The sequence below is a fragment of the Algoriphagus vanfongensis DSM 17529 genome, from assembly GCF_000429465.1.
Taxonomy (GTDB): domain Bacteria; phylum Bacteroidota; class Bacteroidia; order Cytophagales; family Cyclobacteriaceae; genus Algoriphagus; species Algoriphagus vanfongensis.
In genome coordinates this window covers 722,168-742,178 of record NZ_AUBX01000009.1, presented here as the reverse complement: position 1 = coordinate 742,178, position 20,011 = coordinate 722,168, and the positions used below count along the sequence as shown (strand labels likewise).

The window sequence follows — 20,011 nt, the reverse complement described above, 5'->3', positions numbered from 1 at the left end:
CAATCGAGTGGGATTCAAAAAGGACGATTTTTGCTGATCCTACCCTTACTGTCGCTTATGGTCATGGTTTTTGCCTGCGAGCAAAACTTGGAAGATGAACCACTGAAACCTAATGAACTGGTAGAGGTGATCAACGAAGATGGAACTACAGGCCTCAAAGGAGTTACCAACGGAAGACTGGTGGAGATTTCAGAAGATCTTATTTTTGACGTGGTGGAAGATCAGCCTGAGCCTGCGGGAGGAATGGACGGATGGAATAGTTACTTGTCGTCTAATCTGAAATACCCATCCCAAGCTAGACAAATGGGAATTGAAGGTACTGTAATAGCAGTCTTTGTGATCAATACCGACGGATCGATCCAAGATGTGGAGATCCTGAGAGGAATCGGTGGCGGATGTGATGAAGAGGCTGTAAAAGTAATTCAGAACGCACCAAATTGGAAGCCGGGCAAGCAGCGAGAACAGGCTGTAAGAACTCGGATGAGATTGCCAATCAGGTTTAAATTAAGTTAATAAAAGGGGTGCTTATAGTGAAAATTCCCCTTTGATGAAGGGGATTTTTTTGCACCCATTCAATATCTAAAGACATGAAGACTATCTTAAAAACTTTCGTCGCAGTTCTATTCTTGGGTATGGTAAGTATGCTTAATACTTCGGAAGTACATGCTCAGACGGAACTAATCAAATCCAGCGAGGCTCAAACTCTCGACAAAATGCCGTCATATCCAGGAGGGATGGACGGATTGATGAACTATCTAGCCAATAGTCTACGCTATCCAGAAGCTGCACGAGCCAAAAAAGTCGAAGGTACGGTCGTGGTCAAATACATCGTAGAGACGGATGGTTCTGTTTCCGATGTTGAGATCCTGAGAGGGATAGGAGCCGGATGCGATCAGGAAGCTGTTCGAGTGGTGAAAGAATCCAAAGATTGGTTGCCAGGCGAGAAAGAAGGAAAAAAAGTGAGAACCGAAATGAGACTTCCCATCAGGTTTAAACTGAGTTGATATTGTAGATGATTCAATTTTTTTTGAAAGGCTCCATTTTTTTAGTGGAGTTTTTTTGTTCTCTACTCTCGAGAGCTACATCAGAAGTTGATTAAGTCAAGCAAGCGAAGTCAAAATAACACCAGGAATACTTTAGAGACACTTTGACTCCGCTCGGCCAGTCAAATTCTAAGCTTTTACTCTTTTTTAGAAATCTGTGGATTTTCCATCAAGTTCCAATTCCTTGATCCAGACATTGCGGTACAGGACATCATGTCCTTCTGCTTGAAGTTTTAAGCCACCTGGCCGATCAGTGATACCTTTTCCACCATCATTGCCACCATCGAGTCCGGAGTTTGGCCCTCCCCAAACCTGTTGAATACTTACATCATCGTGGATTTTCTTTCCGTTGAAGTAAACAGTGACTCTCGGTTGTTCGGTGATTTTTCCATTTTCAAATCGTGCAGCCTTGAAGACTATATCGTAAGCATTCCACTTGCCGATTCCATGATATGCTTCTTCTTTTGGTAAATGCTCATTGATGACGGCTGCCATGCCGTGAAGGCCGTAGTCACCGTCGAGGACTTGGATTTCATAGCGGTTTTGTAAGTACACCCCACTATTTCCACCTTCCTTTTCGATCAAAAATTCGACATGGGCACGAAAGTCCGTGAGTTTCTTTTTTGTGACAATATCAGCAGCCCCATACAGTCCTCCAGCTGCAGCCGGATCATTGGAGCTGATTGCCTTTCCTCCTGTGACAGGATCTTTTACTTCGGCCCAGTTGATCGGGTCTTTGGCTTGGAATCTAGGTCCTTTCCAATATTCCCACTTTTCCAAAAGCGTTTCTTTGCTACCGTCAAGGACCACTTCGGCCCCAGGTATTGGCTGAGTGCCTACACCGACTTGAGCAGAAGAATTGAGCTGAAAGCCAAGTAATGAGACTCCTAGAAGGATGAGTTTTTTATTCAGGTTGGGAATGAGTTGAATCATGGGTTTATGGTTTGATTATGAATTTTAAAAGATTGAAATGCTTTTTTGTCAATTTGGTTAATTTTAGGAGAGTGGAAAATATATTTTCCATAGAAAGTCAAAAAAGCAGTTTTTTTACCCAAAAAATGAAACTATGAAATGGCAAGGGAGAAGGAAAAGTCAAAATGTAGAAGATAGGAGAGGGCAGAGTGGTCCAGGTGGTGGTGGTGGAATCAATCCGTTTTTGATAGGGCCTCTGTTGAAAATTCTTTTTTCAAAGACAGGCCTGATTATCGTGGGAGTGGTGATTGTCTTTTCTGTCGTGACAGGGACCAATCCGCTTAATTTCTTAGGAGGCTTGATGAATGGAGGAGGGCAGGGCTTCACTACCGAAACGAACTATGCCCCTTCAGCAGAAGAAAATGAGTTGGCGGAGTTTAGTGCGACTATTTTAGGAGATACTGAGATCATTTGGAACCAATTACTTCAAGACTATCGAGAGCCTACCTTGGTATTGTTTACAGGATCGGTTTCGTCTGCCTGTGGGAATGCAAGTGCTGCGACAGGGCCATTTTACTGTCCTGGAGATGAGAAATTATACATTGACTTGAGCTTTTTTGAAGATATGGAGCGGAAACTCAATGCTCCCGGCGACTTCGCTCAGGCTTATGTGATCGCTCACGAGGTAGGGCATCATATCCAAAAACTCATGGGAATAACAGACGAAGTACATAATCTTCGTGGTCAGGTCAGTGAAAAGGAATACAATCAGTATTCAGTGAAACTGGAGCTACAGGCAGATTTCCTTGCAGGTGTATGGGCCCATCATAGTCAGCGAATCAGCGGCATGATGGAAAGCGGAGATCTCGAAGAGGCGCTCAATGCAGCCAATGCCATCGGGGATGACCGACTCCAAAAACAAGCCTCTGGGCGTGTCGTACCGGATTCTTTTACTCATGGTACATCTGCTCAGAGGATGCGTTGGTTTAAGAAAGGCTTTGAAACTGGAGATCTTCGTCAGGGAGATACTTTCAGCGCTTCTGAACTTTAGATTTCCAAAATGTAATCCAGAATCCCTGCATTCTTTCCTTTAGGCCGGGTGACCAATAGAGGAAGACTGTCATTGAACTGGATCAGGCGCTCCGCCATGCTGCCAATAAACAATGCAGTGGCTGCTGTCCGTCCTTTAGCCCCGATAATGATGCCATCCGCACCGATTTCCAAAGCTTTGGAAACAATTTCCTGAACAGGATCATCGTCATCATCCTTGGTGTAGATCGGGCTGATTTTGATCCCTTTGGTGTCTATTTTTCGGATAAATTTTTTGTAATTGATCTCGGCATGCATTTGCATGATCTGGGTGAATTCCTCATAGCTTTTACCAGTGAAATGGTATCCAGAAGGCACAGTGAAAACATTTTGGCAAACAATCTCCACGTTGCCATGACGCTCTGCAATCATGATTGCTTCCTCCAAAGCATCCTTGGAATATTCCGAAAAGTCAGAGGGAACCAAGATTTTTGTGATTTTTGGAAGGCTACCTTCCGGTACGATCAATAGAGAGCAGGAGGCTCTTCTTGCCAATCTCAATGATGCTACTCCAGTACCCGGTAGCTCGATTTTTCTACCGATGATGATCATATCTGCGGATTTTTCTTCCGCTAGTTTGAGCACTTTTTTAGAAAGAGAACCTTCCTTGACGACAAAATTGAGCGAAATGCCTTTTGTGCTGCCGAAATATTCCTTGACCATAGTTTCCATGGCCCCTTGTCGTTCATTGATCATGTTTTCAACCAGATTTGGAAACTCCTCTAAGACTTCTTTTGGAACAGAGAGGTTTTTGATGACATTGACAAAATAAACTTTCTTGGTCTGATTGACTCTAGCGATAAAAGCCGCATGCTGAATCAGAGTCTTGTCCAGGGAAGTTTGGTCTAGGCAGACGATCAATTTTTTAATCAAATACATATGGTTCCGGGATTTCGATTTGCAAAGTTAAAGTTAAAAAGGATTAGTTAAGAAAGGTTTCGGTATAAAATTTTGAAAATATCGATTGCGTAAATTATTCTTCTTTTTGAAAAGGGTTTGAATACTAAATTCAGGATAATGTCGTCGTGAAGCTATGCTGATAGTGTTGCTTTTTTATTTTTTATGTCAATAAATCTCATGATCCTTAACCCCTCCTTGATTAAATCGTATATTTGCACGAGTCCGGGTCGCCGACATGTTCAAACTTCACAATTAACATAATTACCGAGTGAAGCCCTTTCCAAAAACAGGCCTCACCCCGATAGCTATCGGGGCCTCGCTTCTGGCAGGATAACAGTGGAAGTTTGCGGTTTTCAGGCAGCTCAAATCTTGTCTATACGGAGGTTTGTAACACTCTAAGATCCGGACTTTCTTATTTTTTGCCTTATCCAGCTAAGCTCTTCTTTTCCTGCTATACCCAAAGTAGCCAATCCAACATAGAATCCTAAAATCAAAATTGATTTTATTCCCATAGCAGCCAATGGATTTTCCATCATTGGTACAAACTGGACTATGAATAGAACCAAAAGCCCAGAAAGTAGGATCATCAGTGTCTGCCAATCAAAAGGACTAAGTCGGAGTTTTACTCTTAGGAAAACGAATTTGGTCAAGTTGAAAAATAACATCACCAGTGCCGATGCGATGGCCGCACCTTCGATCCCATAAATGGGGATCAGCAGGTAATTGAGTGCTATAATCATTCCACTCATCAGAACGGTCGCGATCAAGTTGAAGCGATAGTAATTGGAAAAGACGAGGATTTCTCCATTGATTGAGAATGCAACATCACAAAGCTTGCCTATGCCAATAAATAGGACGACCCATTTCCCATTTTCGTAGATTTCTCGATTCGGAATGAAGTGGTAAATGGAATCGATATTTGCCCAAATCCCGATGAATAGAAGCAGACAGATGTAGAGCTGTCTTCTCGATACATGTTTGTAGAGCAAATTGATTTGGGAGATTTCATTTTTTGAAAAATGATCGGCAATGACAGGCATCACGACTTGAGAGATAGCTCTGCGAGGCATCTCGATCACCAAAGCCATACTGAAAGCAATTGTGTAAATGGCATTGGCCTCCAGACTCACCATCGAGCTGACCATGATGCTGTCGATTTTCAAAATCAAGGTGGAAGCAGCAGTAGCCAAAAATGTGATCAAACTGAATTTCAAAAATGAACTTCTGAATCCAGAGGGGAAATTGGACCAGTTCAAGTCAATTCGCAGTACTTTGAGCCAAATCAGGTAGATCAACATGCCTAACAAAGGAATGCCGTAAACCAAAATCAGACCTGCCATCAACTGATCAAAATCGATCCAGCCACCCAAAAAAGATAAAATCCACAAGCCCGTCAATAGACGAAGTAATACCTCCCGGAAAAAGGCGGGTATTGCTACTTTGAGATAGGAGCGGCTGTAGGCATCCAAAATAGAATTAGCCAAAGCAAGAAAAGTGATCATCAACACAATCCAGAGATAGTTGATCACGTCAGGGGAATTTTTAGAAAAAAGCCCAATCACCTGCTCCCGAAAGACATAGAACAAGGTGCTGACAAGTAGAAATCCCAGACAGGCCAATAGGAGGCTGAAGCTAAGGAAAGCGGATTGACCTTTGTCCAATTTCGGAAAGTATCGTGTGATACCATGACCCAATCCTAACTGGGCAAAAGGAACAAATAACAATCCTAAATCCTGAATAGTACGGAAAGTCCCTAACTGAGCTGCCTCAAGTGCATAAGGATATAGCCAAAGCACATTGAAATAGCCGATGACTACTCCGATGTAAGAAAAAATGGTCGTCTGAATACTTTGGCTGGCAACTTTGCCCATGCGTCGAAATTATCAAAAAATCAGGAAAATCATCACCTTAATCTACGATCAAGGCTTGACACATTTATCGCATCCTGCTTTGGCTTTGGATGGGAAGAAGAATCTCCTTCCCAAATAAGCCAAAGCCGTCAATACAATTAGTCCAACAATAATTTCTTGCCACATCTTAGGAGAAAATTTGATAGGTGATCAACGCAGATACATAAGCCAATACGGTCATGTATACAGTTTGAATCAACGGCCATTTCCAGCCTTTGGTTTCCCGGTAGACCACTGCCAATGTACTCATGCACTGCATCGCGAAGGCATAAAACACCATTAGAGAAAGGGAAGTGGGCAAATCAAATGTTTTGGTGCCAGTGTTTGCATTGATTTGGGCATTCATTTTTTCTCGAATAGTCGAATCATCTTCCAGGTCTCCTCCGATGCTGTAGATCGTGGCAATCGTAGAAACGAATACCTCTCTTGCAGCAAATGAAGTGATCAATGCGATTCCGATCTTCCAGTCATAGCCTAGCGGTCGGATAGCAGGCTCGATGGCTCTGCCCATGATGCCTATGAAAGAATTCTCAAGCAATAGCGAGGATGTTTCCGTTTCGATAGTAGCGATCTCTTCTTCACTAGTTGCAGTACTTAGTCTTTGTTCTGCAGTTACTCTGATTTCCTCCATTTTCGAAGGTGGTCCATAAGAGCCCAAGACCCAAAGAATGACAGAAATAGCCAAAATAACCTTTCCCGCCTCCATTACAAACGTCTTGGATTTATTGTACATGGTGATGACCACGTCTTTCCATCTTGGAGTACGGTAGCTTGGAAGCTCTACCATCAAAAAACTTTTTTCTTCTGTCTTAAGAATATACTTCATTCCAAAAGCAGTGATCAAAACACCTACTACGCCCAATAGATAAAGGGCGAGCAATGCCAAAGCTTGCATATTGACAAAACCCAACACAGTCTCATCTGGGATGACCAAGCCGATCAAAATAATGTAAACAGGAAGCCTGGCTGAGCAACTCATCAATGGAGTGACCATGATGGTGATGATTTTTTCTTTCCAGTTACCGATATTTCTGGCGGCCATTACTCCCGGAATAGCACATGCCACACCGGAGACCAAAGGCACGATACTTTTACCATGAAGTCCAAATGGCCTCATCCATCGATCCATCAGAAACACGACTCTGGACATGTAGCCAGTATCTTCCAAAATTGCCAAAAAACCAAAAAGCATGGCGATCTGCGGGATAAAGATCACTACGCCACCAATGCCGGGGATGATCCCATCAGCTATCAGACTGGCAAGTGGTCCTTCTGGCAGACTGCTACTTACCCATCCACTTAAATCACCGAAAAATCCGTCAATCAAATCCATCGGTACAGAGGCCCAAGCAAAAATAGCCTGAAATATGACTAAGAGGATGATACCAAACAGGGCATATCCGAGCACAGGATGAAGGATCAGCTTATCGATTGCTGACGATTTACGTTCCTTTATTTCCTTTTTGACCAATGCCTGATCGACGATGCTATTTATTTTTTCATATCTCAGTTTGGTCTCTTCCAGTTGAGCTGCATCGAGATTGAGACCTAGTTGGGCAGTCTTTTGCTGAAGCCATTCTCTTTTTTCGATAGAAATTCCTTTATCCTTAGGACCAAATCGTAGGATTTGATAGGCTTGGTAGTCGCTTTGGATTTCAAATTTTTCTTTGACATCCGTAAGCGATTGGGCATCGATATATTCACCGACTGGTAAAAATTCAGTGGGTTTTGAGAAGTTTTTCTGGTGAATGAGATCCCGTATCTGTTCGATTCCTTTGGCACCACGTGCATCAGTATGAAGAATTGGCACTCCCAGTGCTTTGTATAATTCAAACCCTTTGATCTCCAGCTGCTGCTTCTCGGCCATGTCTGCCATATTAAGCACCAAGGCAAGATTCAGTCCCAAGTCGATCAGCTGCGTGGCAAGAAACAAGCCTCTGGAAACTTGCATGGAGTCCAAGATCATCAGGACAAAATCCGGTCGTTCTTGTTCCGTAAGTTGATTGAGAACCCGATGGGCAATGATCTCATCCTCCGAATTGGGGTAAAGGGAATAAGTGCCCGGCAAATCAATGATTTCGTAGGTACTTCCCTGATGATGCATTACGCCGGTCTTCTTGTCGACTGTGACTCCAGGGTAGTTTCCGATTTTTTGACTCAGACCTGTCAACTGGTTGAAAATGGTGGATTTCCCCACATTGGGATTTCCAATAATGGCGATTTTCAAAGGCTTGACTAGGGGAGTTTGGGTAGGTTCAGACATGGGTAATCAAAGAATTTGGATATCCAAAAGAGCAGCTTCCGATTTGCGCAAGGCCAAGATGGTCTCGTCTAGTTTGAAAGCCATAGGGCCACTGAGAGGAGCGATATGATGCAAGGTGATGGTTTTGCCAGGGAGAAATCCCAACTCCATCAAATTGATTTTCAAGGGAGAATCAGCAATGGACTGAATGATGGCGCTTTTGGAAATCGGTAATTTGTCTGCGGTCATTGGATCTTATTTTCCGGAGAATGAAGCGCAAAACTAGTTTATTTGGATTTATTCTAAAGGAAATCTAGGGAGAAAAATGGCCATTTATGGAATTATCTTTCTCTATCCTGCTAGAGTTTCATCTTTTTGATCTGGAATTGATGACTATTCTCAAGAATCACCCAAAGTTTTTCTATCCGCAATATCGATTGGTCATTTGATGTGAGAATGGCGGATTCTGTGACATTCATCACCTTTAATTAATTGAGTCAGGTTACCTTTGCGCTAACTTTTGAAACTATGACTAGAGAAGATCTTCAAACCTCCCTTCCCAATTTCACAGATCCATCTTTATTGGATGTATTGCTTGAAAAAGGCAAATTGATGCAGGTGGAGCCAGGGAAAGTATTGATGGAGCCAGGGAAGTTTATTAAGATGGTTCCGATTGTGCTGACAGGCTCGATCAAGGTATTGCGGATGGACGAGGACGGAAAAGAGCTCTTTTTGTACTACCTGGATGCAGGAGAGACTTGCGCTTTATCCTTGACATGCTGCTCCGCCTCCAAGCCCAGTGAAATAAAAGCAGTGGTTGAGGAACCAACGACAATTTTGGCAGTGCCGATCCAAGTGCATGAGCAACTTGCAGAGGATTTTAAACAGTGGAAAGACTTCGTTTCATCTACTTACCAGACTCGTTTTCAAGAGATGTTGGTGGCACTGGATGCAGTAGCATTTAAAAAAATGGATGAACGCCTCATGCGGTACATTGTTACCAAAATGAAACAGCACCATACCAATGAACTCCATACCACTCATCAGGAAGTTGCTACGGAGCTGGGGACCTCTCGGGAGGTGATTTCCAGGCTTTTGAAGCAACTTGAAAAAAAGAAATGGATAGAACTGGGTAGAAATGTGATCTATATCCGAGATGATTTTGAAGAGTTGATCAGTCAATAATCATAGGAGGGGAATTTTGGTTTAGAGCAATTTGGCAGGATTCTGATGTCAGGAAATAGGAGTTTTAAAGTATTTGATGTGACATTTGTTACTGCTTTGTGGGGAATAGATCAGCCATTTTTGTGCTGTAATCTAAAAAAATGAAATCATGGATGTAGTGATCCTATTGGGATTTGCAGCAGCAATTATAATTGGAGTGAGTTTGGGGTTGATAGGTGGGGGAGGATCTATTTTGACCGTGCCCGTTTTGGTGTATATTCTGGGGGTTGATCCGGTTTTGGCGACAGCCTATTCACTTTTTGTCGTGGGAACGACCTCACTGGTCGGGGCAGCTAATTATATGAAGCAAGGATTAGTGGATTATAGGACTGCATTGGTATTTGCCATTCCTTCCTTTACAGCAGTATTCCTGACGCGAAAATTTTTGGTTCCTTGGCTCCCTGATCCATTGTGGACCGTTGGAGATGTAGTTTTGACCAAAAATATCGGAATCATGGTATTTTTCGCCTTGATCATGCTGGCGGCTTCTTTTTCTATGATTCGAAACAAAAAGTGTGTGGATTGTGACGAAAATGCCGAGGTCAAATTCAATATTCCCATGATTGCCTTGGAAGGTTCTGTGGTAGGGTTGGTCACAGGCATAGTCGGAGCCGGAGGAGGTTTCTTGATCATTCCAGCTTTGGTTTTATTGGCAAAGCTGCCTATGAAGCTGGCAGTAGGTACATCTCTGTTGATTATTGCCGCCAAATCTTTGATCGGTTTTCTCGGTGATGTCAGCAATCAGCCAATTGACTGGCAGATGTTGCTCATATTTACAGGTCTATCAGTGGTAGGTATTTTCATTGGGTCTGCACTCTCTAAAAAGATCAATGAAAAAGCACTTAAAACTGGTTTTGGCTGGTTTGTGTTACTTATGGGGATTTACATTATCACCAAGGAACTGATGAACGTCTAAGCGTGGAAAAGTATCTGAAAACCTTTCTTGATGGCTATTATGGCTATTGGAATTATCTGACATCGGAGATTCTATACCCATCTTGGCACAACTATTTTTACTGGTTGCTCGGTCTTTCCTTGGCCGTTTGGGGATTGGAATTGATTTTTCCTTGGAGGAAAGATCGGCCTGTTTTCAGAAAGGATTTTTGGTTGGATGCGTTCTATATGTTTTTCAACTTCTTTCTCTTTTCTCTGATCGTTTACAATTCACTTTCCAATGTGTTCGTAGAGCTTTTTAATGATTTTCTCGGACTTTTTGGAATCACCAACCTCGTAGCACTCGAGGTGAATACTTGGCCTGTATGGGGGCAGTTTTTACTGATGTTTTTGGTGGCTGACTTTATACAGTGGAATGTTCACCGCATGCTGCATAGAGTGCCTTGGCTGTGGGAGTTTCATAAGGTACACCATTCGGTAGAGCAGATGGGTTTTGCTGCTCATCTTCGCTATCACTGGATGGAGACTGTCGTCTATAAATCAGTGCAGTATATCCCGCTGGCTATGATTGGATTTGGGCTGGATGATTTCTTTGTCCTGCATATTTTCACGATCCTGATCGGCCATCTCAACCACGCGAATGTCAAGATATCCTATGGACCATTTCGTTATATTTTTAATAATCCAATCATGCATACCTGGCATCATGCCAAGCATCTTCCTGCTGGGAGTCATGGAGTGAATTATGGGATTTCACTGAGTCTTTGGGATTATTTATTTGGTACAGCCTATATCCCGCATGACGGCAGGGACGAGCCATTAGGTTTTGAAAATGTCGAAGAATTTCCTAGCGGTTTTTGGGAGCAAGTGAGATATCCTTGGGGTAAGAAAAAGAAGTGAATTCCCAAAGGAGAAAGTAATCTAAAATCCAAATTTTTAATCTCTGTACACCATCACAAACCACGTCAGCCATACAGTCAAGGGGAAAATATAGCAGACCAAAACAGCGATCACAGATTCTTTCATACTTCTCCTGCTGATCGCATAGAATCCATAAATCCAGAGCGTGGCATAAAGGACTTCGAAAACATTTAATGTTCCCAAAGGATACTTCCATCTGTCAGCTACCTGATCAAACCCAATCAGTGAAAGTAGGGATAGTGGTCTGTATTCTTGAATTTCCAAATACGAGGTAGAAATGGAAGGACTGAGATAGACGAGAAATCGAATCAGCTCCGGAATGAGGAAAATGCCCTCAGCGACCAATGCAAACTGCCATAGTTCTTTGAAGGGGAGTTTGTACCCCAAGAAAAAACCGCCCAACCAAAACAAAAAAGCGATGACGGTAAACTTCCAGAGTAGCGCAAATGGAGTCCAGAGGTAGTTCAGGGTATTGAACACATGAAATATCATAAAGTCACCTCTGGCTTCTAAATTTTCGGAATCGGGAATTGCTTCGAGGATAATCGTGTTGGTCAGATAGCGAATCACCCAAAAGAGCATTACTATCAACAAAAAATAAAGTCTTTTGTCAAAATCTAAAAGTTCTCGAATTCGTTTTGCTAGGGGACTAAGATCTTTTGGCATGTTGGGATCAATCTTGTCCAAAACTAATCGAAAGTAGGATATAAGCTATAATTTTGCGTGCGATAGTATCATAAATATGTATAAGAAGCGAATTGTAATTTTTCTGTCAGTTTTCATGGCGACGCTGCTCAACAGCATGGCTCAATCTGCAACTCCAGATAGTATGGAAGTCAAAACTTCCCCTTATTTACTATTGGATAGGGGCTTGCAATACCGCGTGACCAAGTCTATCAATAGCATGTACAATTTTGATTTTCCGACTGCGGAGCATGATTTTGCTGTGATAGGCTATCAATATCCAGATCATCCTCTGCCCGATTTTTTGATGGCGCTTAGCTATTGGTGGAGAATAGAAGTAGATGTAACTAATGAAAAGTACGATCGCGTTTTCCTAGGATATCTTGAGCGTGCGATAGAAAAAGCCGAGGTGCTTTTTGATGAAGATGAAACAAACAAAGAAGCAGCTTTCTTTTTGGCAGCAGGATATGGGTTTCAAGGACGGCTGATGGCCGAGCGTAAAAGCTGGACCAAGTCTGCCTGGGCAGGAAAGAATGCATTGAAATACATGGAACTCAGTAGAGGCGAAGAAGAATTTAATCCGGAGCTCCTGCTTGGAGATGCTTTATTCAACTATTTTTCTGTGTGGATCCCTGAAAATTACCCATTACTCAGACCGGTCATGGCTCTCTTTCCCAAAGGAAGTAAGCAGCTAGGTCTGCAGCAATTGGAGCAGGTGGCAGAGAACGCATTTTATACACGTATTGAGGCGATGTATTTCTTGTTTAGGCTTTATGCTTCCGAAGAGAAGAAACCTTATGAGGCACTGCGTATTTCCGAATATCTGCATAGCAAATTTCCAAATAACCCGTATTTCCACAGATCCTATGCGAGGCATCTCTATACAGTAGGAAGATGGACCGAGTCGGTAAACCAATCCAGAGAGATACTACAGCGTATCGATGCGGGACAGGAAGGCTATGAGTCCAATAGTGGGAGGTATGCTGCCTTTTATATTGCCCAGTATGAAGATAGAATCGGCAATCGGTCCGAAGCAAAACGCTATTATTTGAAAACGCTATCCTATGGCGAAGAATCCGAGTCCCAAGAGAGTGGCTACTACCTTCATTCTCTGGTAGAACTCGGAAAAATTTCCTTAGAGGAAAATAAGAAAGACCTAGCCAAGGAATATTTTAAGAAAGTCAAGAAGTACGCAAAGCGAAAACACCCCGCTCATCAGGCTGCAAGAGATTTTATCAAAAAGAATAAACTTTAATCAAAATCTTTACGTTTCTAGCAATCAACACAGGAGATAATTTGAATTTTCTTAATAGTGTAGGCGCTTTTGAAAGGATTCTTTGCTAAAAACCCTTCAATTCTTTAGAAAATTTCGAATTGAGTCTATTAAAAAATGTTTAATAGTTTTAAAACTTTCCTTAATTATTATAAATTTGCACGACATAAAATTTTGTAAAAGCAAGAAATCATGGATCATAGCGTAAGAATAAAATTTGATAAAATTGATCGCAGAATACTTGAAATACTTCAGGGAAATGCGAAAATCACAAACGCTCAACTATCTAAAGATATTGGACTTTCTCCTGCACCTACCTTGGAGCGAGTGAAGAAACTGGAGCAATCCGGCATCATCAAAAGTTATCATGCGAAATTGGATCCTGAAAAAATCGGTTTGGGTGTCAGCACTTTTGTATTGGTGAGTCTTATCGGTCATAATAAAGGAAACATTGATGCTTTCATGAAAGAAATCAACGGGATACCTGAAGTGATTGAATGTCATCACATTACAGGTACTGGTGACTTTATTTTGAAGATCATCGCCAAGGACATCACCGCTTATCAGAAGCTGATGTTGGAAAAAGTATCTGAGATCAAGGAGGTAGATTCCATGCAATCAATGGTAATTTTGTCCACATTCAAAGATTCCAAAGTATTGCCGATCCCGGCATAAAGTTTTAAATCTAAATTTTCAAAAGGGGTGGCAATGTCACCCCTTTTTTTATGAGCTATGTTTGAAAATCCCTGGAAGACACTCCGCAAAAAAACGATTTACCAAAACCCCTGGATTCGCTTGGAGGAGCATGATATCATCAATCCCGCTGGAAAGGAAGGGTTTTATGGGAAGGTACATTTCAAAAACAAAGCCATGGCCATCATCCCCATCGATGAAGAGGGGAACACCTGGCTGGTGGGACAGTATCGCTATACCTTGGATGAATATTCTTGGGAAATTCCTATGGGAGGAGGTCCGATCGAAGATGATTGGCTTGAAAGTGCCAAAAGGGAGCTGAAAGAAGAGACAGGTCTCACAGCTGGAAAGTGGACACAAGTACTTCGGATCCATACGTCTAATTCGGTGACGGATGAAGAAGGCTTTGTCTACCTAGCTCAGGATTTGACTGAGGGAGAAACAGAATATGAGGAGACGGAAGTGCTTCAGATTCGAAAGCTTCCATTCAAGGAAGTGGTAGAGATGGTTATGAGAGGAGATATTACTGATTCTCTCAGTATTGCAGGGATATTAAAAGTTGCCCGAATGTTGGGTTTATAAGATGACAATCAAAGATCATTTTCAGATCACCTACAAGCTGGCCTATCCGGTAGTATTGAGCCAGCTAGGGCAGGTCATGGTAGGGGTTGCCGATAGTATGATGGTCGGCAGGCTGGGAGCAGTGCCTTTGGCGGCGGCATCCTTAGCCAATTCCATCTTTTTTGTACTTCTCATGTTTGGAATGGGGATTTCCTTGGGGATTACTCCTTTGGTCTCTATGGCTGAAGGGAAAGGTAAGGTAAAAAGAATTGGACGTTTGTTTCAGCACGGTCTTTGGATCAATATGGGGACAGCTCTGACTTTGACCTGCGTTATTTTGGGATTATCTCAGGGGCTTCATTTCCTCAACCAGCCTGAAGAAGTTGTGGAGTTGGCCATCCCGTATTTGTTTATCATTACGGCATCCCTTTTCCCATTTATGTTTTTTCAGACATTCAAACAGTTGGCTGAGGGGCTGTCGCAAACGAAGCAAGCAATGGTGATCACCGTGCTCTGCAACTTGGTCAATGTGTTTTTAAACTGGGTTTTGATTTTCGGTAAGTTGGGAGCCCCAGAAATGGGTTTGGTGGGAGCTGGCTTAGCTACTTTGATCTCGCGGATTTTGATGCCGATTATGATGGGGTGGTATATTCTGGGATCTAAGCGCTATCGACTTTATCATCTGACTCTTGGCCTAAAAAAATTAAGTTTTCCGATGGTCAGCAGGATCTTAAAAATTGGCATTCCTACCGGTTTTCAATACATTTTTGAGGTAAGTGCTTTTGGTTCGGCAGCTATTATGATGGGCTGGATCGGAGTCAATGCATTAGCAGGTCATCAAGTTGCACTCAATCTGGCATCGATCAGCTATATGATGGCTGGAGGGCTGAGTACGGCCGGAATGATCCGTGTAAGCAATCAGATCGGGAAGGGGAATTTCAAAGCCATGCGCGAAGCAGGTATGGTCGTGTTTGCAATGGTTTTGGTATTTATGGCGATTACAGCTTTGATATTTGTCAGCTTTAGAGAGTTTCTGCCGACTTTATATATCGATGACCCTCATGTGATCGCTACTTCAGCCAGTCTTTTAATTATCGCCGGGATGTTTCAGATTTCGGATGGTGTGCAAGTCGCAGGCCTGGGTGTGTTGAGAGGAATGGAAGATGTGAAATTCCCGACTTGGATTACTTTGATTGCCTATTGGGTCTTGGGATTGCCGCTGGGATATTTCTTGGCGTTTGAATTGAATATGGGGGCTGAAGGAATCTGGTATGGGCTATTGATTGGCTTGACTATCACGGCGGTTGTGTTATTTATTAGATTTCATAGGCTCAGCCAAAAAGCCATTCAACAAAAAAGTATCTGATTTAGGCAGAAAGAGCATTTGTTTTTAGGGACTAGGCTTATATTCATGGTTCAAACCACCACTTGTATCATGAATCTAAGATTAGTCCCTTTCTTTTTACTCTTATTCTCGACTTCATTCAGTATTGCTCAGGATTTGGCAGTACTTCCGCTACGCATACAGGCTCAGGTGATAGATTCCTGGCTGGATGATAGGATCCAGCACCTTCTTCCTGAGCTGATGACCGAGTCAGAAATCGATATGTGGGTGGTGATCTCCAGAGAATATAATGAAGATCCTGTGATCCGAACTTTGCTTCCAGCCACCTGGATGGCAGCTAGAAGGAGGACCATTCTTGTCATGTATCAGCCAAACCCTAATGCGCCAGTGGAAACTTACGCTGTGGCACGCTATGATGTAGGGAAAGCTTTCAAAAGAGCTTGGAATCCAGAGGAGCAACCGGATCAATGGGAGGCTTTGATGGATTTGATTTCTTCTAAAAACCCAAAGAAAATAGGGCTGAACTATGCCAAGGATTATGGTCATGCAGATGGATTGAGTACGTATGAGCATCAGGTTTTTATGGATTACCTAGCTGATGATCTACAGGAGCGGGTGGTTTCTGCGCAGACTTTGGCGGTGAGATGGCTGGAGACTAGAACTGAATCTGAGCTTGCCACTTACAGACATATCCAAGAGATAGCACATCAGATTGTACAGGAAGGGCTTTCATCTGCAGTGATCACACCCGGTGTGACGACAACGGATGATGTGGTCTGGTGGTACAGAGAGAAGATCAAGGCTTTGAAATTGGACACCTGGTTTCATCCATCTGTAGATATCCAGCGGGCAGATGCAGATTCTGAGGCATCCACACGCTCTTTTGCCTCCAGGCCTGATGATGCGACGATTATGCCTGGAGATTTGCTGCATATTGATTTTGGGATCACATACCTAAGGCTAAATACCGATACACAGGAAATGGCCTATGTATTGAAGCCAGGTGAAACAGAAGTTCCAAGCTACTTGCAGAAGGCCTTTGAAGTCGGGAATAGGGTGCAGGATATTCTGACTTCCAACTACGTGGAAGGGAAAACTGGAAATGAAATCCTTCGAGCCTCTAGACAACAAATGGACTCGGAGGGGATCAAAGGGAGTATCTACACCCATCCACTTGGCTACTACGGACACTCAGCGGGGCCGACGATTGGCATGTGGGACAATCAAGGAGATACTCCGGGTGCAGGCGATTTTCCTCTTCATGCTAACACTGGCTATGCCATCGAACTAAACGCAGTAGTATATGTGGAAGAGTGGAAAAAGGATGTTCGAATTATGCTGGAAGAAGGAGCTTATTTTGATGGAGAAAAAGTCACTTATTACAATGGACGCCAGAAGAAAATCATGGCCATACCGCGTTCTACGGATTATTTGGGGAACTGATGTAATAACGTCGGACTACAGACTACGCACTATAGTGGTCTGTGGACAAATTGAATACTGATTACTGATCACTTAACACTTCCCCCTGATACTTTTCCTTTCTTAGCATAATCAAAATCAAAAATGCCAGTGAAGCCATGCCGGCACTGCTCAGGAACACCCATTTGAAGTTGGCTGTGTCATTGCTATAAATCCAGCCTGACACCAAAGCTCCAACACCGATTCCAGCTTCCAAAAAGATATACATGGTCGCCAATGCCCTGCCTCTAAATTGAGCCAGCGATAGGTCGATCACCCAAGCGCTGGTGGTAGGGCTGTACATTCCCACCGACGAGCCAAAGAGGACTGCGGCGAGCAAAAGCGCATTTTTGCTTTCTGCAAATGCAATCAGTACCATAGCAAAGACTAAAAACAAACAGGCAATGCGCATGACAGGTATCCTGCCGTAGCGGTCAGATGCTTTTCCTGCCAAGAGTCGGATGCCCAAGGAAGACAAGGTGAAAACCGCAAAGAAAAGCCCCTTGTTTTGGATGCCCAGATGAGCGGAAAAATCCGGAATGATGGTCAGCACGACTCCAAATGAAAATACAGCAAGAAAAAGAATGCTGGAGGGAACGAGCACCCGCTTTTCGATCAGTTCTTCTTTTTTCAGTCGGAAAAGTTCCAAGCTCAATGGCTCCTTGTCCTGCACGGTTTCTTTGAGTCGCACCAAGATCAAGATCGAAAAGATCGAAGTAAAGGCGGAGGTGTAAAATAGGACGTCCAAATCCCAATAACTTGCAATCCACCCTCCAATGGCCGGTCCCGCAGCCATTCCCAAAGAACCAAAGAGGGATTGGATGCCCATGGCTTCACCCCGTTTTTCAAAAGGAACGATATCAGCTACATAGGCCGAAGTGCCGGTAGGTTTGAATCCCGTGGAAAAACCATGGATAAACCTTAAGAATAGAAAACCCGATACAAAGTTTAGAATCGGGTAGAGGAGACCCACCAAAAAGCAAACCGAAGTCCCAAAAATCATCACCGGAATCCTCCCGATCTTATCAGCCAACTTGCCGCTAAAAGGTCTAGAAAGCCCTGCGGAAAGTGTAAACAAGGAGATAATCAAGCCCTTGTATTCTTCCCCGCCCAAGGATGTCAGGTAGGCAGGAAGCTCTGGAATGATCATATTAAATGATGAAAAGAACAGAAAGGAACTGCTGCAAAGCAAGAAAAACTGAAAGCTGAAAAAGGAAGGAAGTAGTCGCATAAGCGCTGCGAAATTAAGAAAATGGAGGATAGTATCTGGTAATAAGAGTCTAGAATCGAGAGTCGAGAATTAAGACATTAGACATTAGACTTTGGACATAAGTACCATGAACCAAAGTTCAAAGTGTAGGTTTTGGAGAATACACCTAAGGAATTTGAATGATCTATTGTCCATCTCTTATGACTCAATAGGAAATAGTTCCTTAGTGACGGCATTGTATTAGCCCCATGTTTTAACATGGGGATTCCAATGATTTGAGTACCCCATGTTTTGGCCGATTTAGGGTCAATAGTGGGTAGGGCAGTTCGCCAAAACAAGTCAAGGTTAAATGGATTAAAAAATCCTTGGATAGTAGTTCGGGATTGCAAATCCCGAACAGCTGCATCCTTTGATCTCAGTTGGGATTGCTCCCCCCAAAAACAGCTTGTTTAACCGGAAATGAAAAAGCCAGGATTTTAATCCCGGCTTAGTTATTTATTGACTCTGATTCCGATAGCTATCGGAACGGATCAGCAACTATTCCTTATTTGCTTCTTCCTCACTTTGAGCAAGCAAGAAAGATTTCATGAACTCATTCAAGCCACCGTCCAAAACATGCTGAGTATCTGATGTTTCGTGGCCGGTTCGGTTGTCTTTTACGAGTTTGTAAGGGTGCAGTACATAGTTTCTGATCTGGCTTCCAAAATCTACACGTAACTTGGAAGATTCGATCTTTGCCAATTCGGCATTTCTCTTTTCCAATTCCATCTGGTAGAGTCTGGATTTCAGCATTTGCATGGCCTTTTCTCGGTTGGCAAGCTGAGATCTTTCTATTTGGCATACCACGACGATTCCTGTCGGCTTGTGTGTCAGCTGAACTTTGGTCTCCACCTTGTTCACGTTCTGACCACCTGCACCTCCTGATCTGGAAGTTTGGAGTTCCACATCGGCAGGGTTGATTTCAATCTCAATCGTGTCATCCACTTCCGGATAGGCGTAGACAGATGCAAAAGAAGTATGACGTCTTCCTCCCGAATCAAATGGAGAGATCCTTACCAAGCGGTGTACACCGGTTTCGGATTTCAAAAATCCATAGGCGAGAGGACCTTCAAACTCCAAGGTGGCAGATTTGATTCCAGCTACTTCACCTGGTTGTACGTCCACTTCTTTGACCTTATAGCCATTTTTCTCTCCCCACATGATATACATCCTCATGAGAATAGAGGCCCAGTCGTTGGATTCGGTACCACCAGCTCCAGGGTTGATTTCCAAAACGGCATTGAGCTGATCTTCTTCTGAAGAAAGCATTTTCTTCAGCTCCAGTTCTTCTACAGCAGTTTTGGCTTTTTGGTATTCGGATTTGATTTCTTCCTCGCCGACTTCATCCATTGAGTAGAATTCATACAATACCTCCAAGTCCTGAATGATCTGGTCGAGTTCTTCGAAAGAACTGGTCCATCCTTTACGAACCTGGATTTGTTTCATTGTTTTTTCTGCCTCTTCTGGGTCATTCCAGAATTCAGGCTGGGCCGAAACGGCCTCTAGATCTTCGATTTCTGCTTTCTTCCGATCGTAGTCAAAGATACCTCCTTAAAGCCGAGGTGCGAGCTTTCAAGTCTTTCAGTTGGTCCGAAGTCATGATGTTTAGT

Annotated in this window: 19 protein-coding genes and 1 pseudogene; 11 read left to right on the top strand and 9 right to left on the bottom strand. The window is 43.1% G+C overall.

What is annotated here, in order from left to right:
* Positions 1–195: 195 nt before the first annotated feature.
* Positions 196–513 (top strand): annotated as a pseudogene (locus tag G460_RS23425) (energy transducer TonB); the annotation flags it as partial.
* Between the two features lie 74 nt (positions 514–587).
* The gene (locus G460_RS0104605; protein ID WP_026954261.1) at positions 588–1,004 is read left to right on the top strand and encodes an energy transducer TonB; all 417 of its coding nucleotides are present in this window, start codon (positions 588–590) and stop codon (positions 1,002–1,004) included.
* Between the two features lie 186 nt (positions 1,005–1,190).
* On the opposite strand, the gene G460_RS0104600 is transcribed toward G460_RS0104605, so the two are convergent.
* Positions 1,191–1,976: a 3-keto-disaccharide hydrolase gene (locus tag G460_RS0104600; protein ID WP_026954260.1), complete on the bottom strand. Its 786-nt coding sequence runs from the start codon at positions 1,974–1,976 to the stop codon at positions 1,191–1,193.
* Positions 1,977–2,109: 133 nt separating this feature from the next.
* Between G460_RS0104600 and ypfJ the strand changes: the two genes are divergently transcribed.
* Entirely contained in the window at positions 2,110–3,006 is an 897-nt protein-coding gene (gene ypfJ, locus G460_RS0104590; RefSeq protein ID WP_026954259.1) for a KPN_02809 family neutral zinc metallopeptidase, read from the top strand.
* On the opposite strand, the gene G460_RS0104585 is transcribed toward ypfJ, so the two are convergent.
* From G460_RS0104585 to G460_RS0104565, 5 genes are all read right to left on the bottom strand, one after another.
* A complete protein-coding gene (locus G460_RS0104585; protein WP_026954258.1) occupies positions 3,003–3,923 on the bottom strand; it encodes a universal stress protein in 921 nt (306 codons plus the stop codon). The genes ypfJ and G460_RS0104585 overlap by 4 nt on opposite strands.
* A 416-nt stretch (positions 3,924–4,339) precedes the next feature.
* Complete coding sequence (locus G460_RS0104580) at positions 4,340–5,815, bottom strand: oligosaccharide flippase family protein (protein WP_026954257.1); 1,476 nt, start codon at positions 5,813–5,815, stop codon at positions 4,340–4,342.
* A gap of 48 nt (positions 5,816–5,863) precedes the next feature.
* Positions 5,864–5,980, bottom strand: a complete 117-nt coding sequence (locus G460_RS23535) for a FeoB-associated Cys-rich membrane protein (protein WP_157366858.1) — start codon at positions 5,978–5,980, stop codon at positions 5,864–5,866.
* A 1-nt stretch (position 5,981) separates the two neighbouring features.
* On the bottom strand, positions 5,982–8,117 hold the full coding sequence (gene feoB / locus G460_RS0104570) for a ferrous iron transport protein B (RefSeq protein ID WP_026954256.1): 2,136 nt from the start codon (positions 8,115–8,117) through the stop codon (positions 5,982–5,984).
* Positions 8,118–8,123: 6 nt separating this feature from the next.
* Positions 8,124–8,345: a FeoA family protein gene (locus G460_RS0104565; protein ID WP_026954255.1), complete on the bottom strand. Its 222-nt coding sequence runs from the start codon at positions 8,343–8,345 to the stop codon at positions 8,124–8,126.
* A gap of 279 nt (positions 8,346–8,624) precedes the next feature.
* On the opposite strand from G460_RS0104565, the gene G460_RS0104555 reads away from it, so the two are divergent.
* From G460_RS0104555 to G460_RS0104545, 3 genes are all read left to right on the top strand, one after another.
* Positions 8,625–9,281, top strand: a complete 657-nt coding sequence (locus G460_RS0104555; protein WP_026954254.1) for a Crp/Fnr family transcriptional regulator — start codon at positions 8,625–8,627, stop codon at positions 9,279–9,281.
* Positions 9,282–9,429: 148 nt separating this feature from the next.
* On the top strand, positions 9,430–10,236 hold the full coding sequence (locus tag G460_RS0104550; protein WP_026954253.1) for a sulfite exporter TauE/SafE family protein: 807 nt from the start codon (positions 9,430–9,432) through the stop codon (positions 10,234–10,236).
* Between the two features lie 2 nt (positions 10,237–10,238).
* Positions 10,239–11,114 (top strand): sterol desaturase family protein, encoded by an 876-nt coding sequence (locus G460_RS0104545; RefSeq protein ID WP_026954252.1) that lies wholly within the window; start codon positions 10,239–10,241, stop codon positions 11,112–11,114.
* Between the two features lie 36 nt (positions 11,115–11,150).
* On the opposite strand, the gene G460_RS0104540 is transcribed toward G460_RS0104545, so the two are convergent.
* Positions 11,151–11,801 carry a hypothetical protein gene (locus G460_RS0104540; protein ID WP_026954251.1) on the bottom strand — a complete coding sequence of 217 codons (651 nt, stop codon included), beginning with the start codon at positions 11,799–11,801 and terminating at the stop codon, positions 11,151–11,153.
* 76 nt (positions 11,802–11,877) lie between these two features.
* On the opposite strand from G460_RS0104540, the gene G460_RS0104535 reads away from it, so the two are divergent.
* The 5 genes from G460_RS0104535 (at position 11,878) to G460_RS0104515 (ending at position 17,134) form a co-directional block, all read left to right on the top strand.
* A complete protein-coding gene (locus G460_RS0104535) occupies positions 11,878–13,074 on the top strand; it encodes a hypothetical protein (RefSeq protein WP_026954250.1) in 1,197 nt (398 codons plus the stop codon).
* A 210-nt stretch (positions 13,075–13,284) separates the two neighbouring features.
* Positions 13,285–13,767: an Lrp/AsnC family transcriptional regulator gene (locus G460_RS0104530; protein ID WP_026954249.1), complete on the top strand. Its 483-nt coding sequence runs from the start codon at positions 13,285–13,287 to the stop codon at positions 13,765–13,767.
* 57 nt (positions 13,768–13,824) lie between these two features.
* Positions 13,825–14,367, top strand: coding sequence for an NUDIX domain-containing protein (locus G460_RS0104525; RefSeq protein WP_026954248.1), 543 nt, complete (start codon positions 13,825–13,827; stop codon positions 14,365–14,367).
* A gap of 1 nt (position 14,368) precedes the next feature.
* Positions 14,369–15,712: an MATE family efflux transporter gene (locus G460_RS0104520; RefSeq protein ID WP_026954247.1), complete on the top strand. Its 1,344-nt coding sequence runs from the start codon at positions 14,369–14,371 to the stop codon at positions 15,710–15,712.
* A 69-nt stretch (positions 15,713–15,781) separates the two neighbouring features.
* Positions 15,782–17,134, top strand: a complete 1,353-nt coding sequence (locus G460_RS0104515) for a M24 family metallopeptidase (RefSeq protein WP_026954246.1) — start codon at positions 15,782–15,784, stop codon at positions 17,132–17,134.
* Between the two features lie 61 nt (positions 17,135–17,195).
* Here G460_RS0104515 and G460_RS0104510 read toward each other — a convergent pair whose 3' ends face one another.
* On the bottom strand, positions 17,196–18,383 hold the full coding sequence (locus G460_RS0104510; protein ID WP_026954245.1) for an MFS transporter: 1,188 nt from the start codon (positions 18,381–18,383) through the stop codon (positions 17,196–17,198).
* A 516-nt stretch (positions 18,384–18,899) separates the two neighbouring features.
* Positions 18,900–20,001 (bottom strand): peptide chain release factor 2 gene (prfB, locus tag G460_RS0104505; RefSeq protein WP_157366857.1). Its coding sequence is split into 2 segments (ribosomal slippage): positions 18,900–19,940 and positions 19,942–20,001, totalling 1,101 coding nucleotides; the frame shifts between segments, so codons are not numbered across the junction.
* Positions 20,002–20,011 lie beyond the last annotated feature (10 nt).

Bases quoted from the DNA above. Each gene is read 5' to 3' on its own strand.
- G460_RS0104555 (WP_026954254.1), top strand. From the start codon at position 8,625: ATGACTAGAGAAGATCTTCAAACCTCCCTTCCCAATTTCACAGATCCA.
- G460_RS0104600 (WP_026954260.1), bottom strand. From the start codon at position 1,976: ATGATTCAACTCATTCCCAACCTGAATAAAAAACTCATCCTTCTAGGA.
- ypfJ (WP_026954259.1), top strand. From the start codon at position 2,110: ATGAAATGGCAAGGGAGAAGGAAAAGTCAAAATGTAGAAGATAGGAGA.
- G460_RS0104535 (WP_026954250.1), top strand. From the start codon at position 11,878: ATGTATAAGAAGCGAATTGTAATTTTTCTGTCAGTTTTCATGGCGACG.
- G460_RS0104550 (WP_026954253.1), top strand. From the start codon at position 9,430: ATGGATGTAGTGATCCTATTGGGATTTGCAGCAGCAATTATAATTGGA.
- G460_RS0104530 (WP_026954249.1), top strand. From the start codon at position 13,285: ATGGATCATAGCGTAAGAATAAAATTTGATAAAATTGATCGCAGAATA.
- G460_RS0104520 (WP_026954247.1), top strand. From the start codon at position 14,369: ATGACAATCAAAGATCATTTTCAGATCACCTACAAGCTGGCCTATCCG.
- G460_RS23535 (WP_157366858.1), bottom strand. From the start codon at position 5,980: ATGTGGCAAGAAATTATTGTTGGACTAATTGTATTGACGGCTTTGGCT.
- G460_RS0104525 (WP_026954248.1), top strand. From the start codon at position 13,825: ATGTTTGAAAATCCCTGGAAGACACTCCGCAAAAAAACGATTTACCAA.
- G460_RS0104515 (WP_026954246.1), top strand. From the start codon at position 15,782: ATGAATCTAAGATTAGTCCCTTTCTTTTTACTCTTATTCTCGACTTCA.
- G460_RS0104510 (WP_026954245.1), bottom strand. From the start codon at position 18,383: ATGCGACTACTTCCTTCCTTTTTCAGCTTTCAGTTTTTCTTGCTTTGC.
- G460_RS0104580 (WP_026954257.1), bottom strand. From the start codon at position 5,815: ATGGGCAAAGTTGCCAGCCAAAGTATTCAGACGACCATTTTTTCTTAC.
- G460_RS0104565 (WP_026954255.1), bottom strand. From the start codon at position 8,345: ATGACCGCAGACAAATTACCGATTTCCAAAAGCGCCATCATTCAGTCC.
- G460_RS0104605 (WP_026954261.1), top strand. From the start codon at position 588: ATGAAGACTATCTTAAAAACTTTCGTCGCAGTTCTATTCTTGGGTATG.
- feoB (WP_026954256.1), bottom strand. From the start codon at position 8,117: ATGTCTGAACCTACCCAAACTCCCCTAGTCAAGCCTTTGAAAATCGCC.
- G460_RS0104585 (WP_026954258.1), bottom strand. From the start codon at position 3,923: ATGTATTTGATTAAAAAATTGATCGTCTGCCTAGACCAAACTTCCCTG.
- G460_RS0104540 (WP_026954251.1), bottom strand. From the start codon at position 11,801: ATGCCAAAAGATCTTAGTCCCCTAGCAAAACGAATTCGAGAACTTTTA.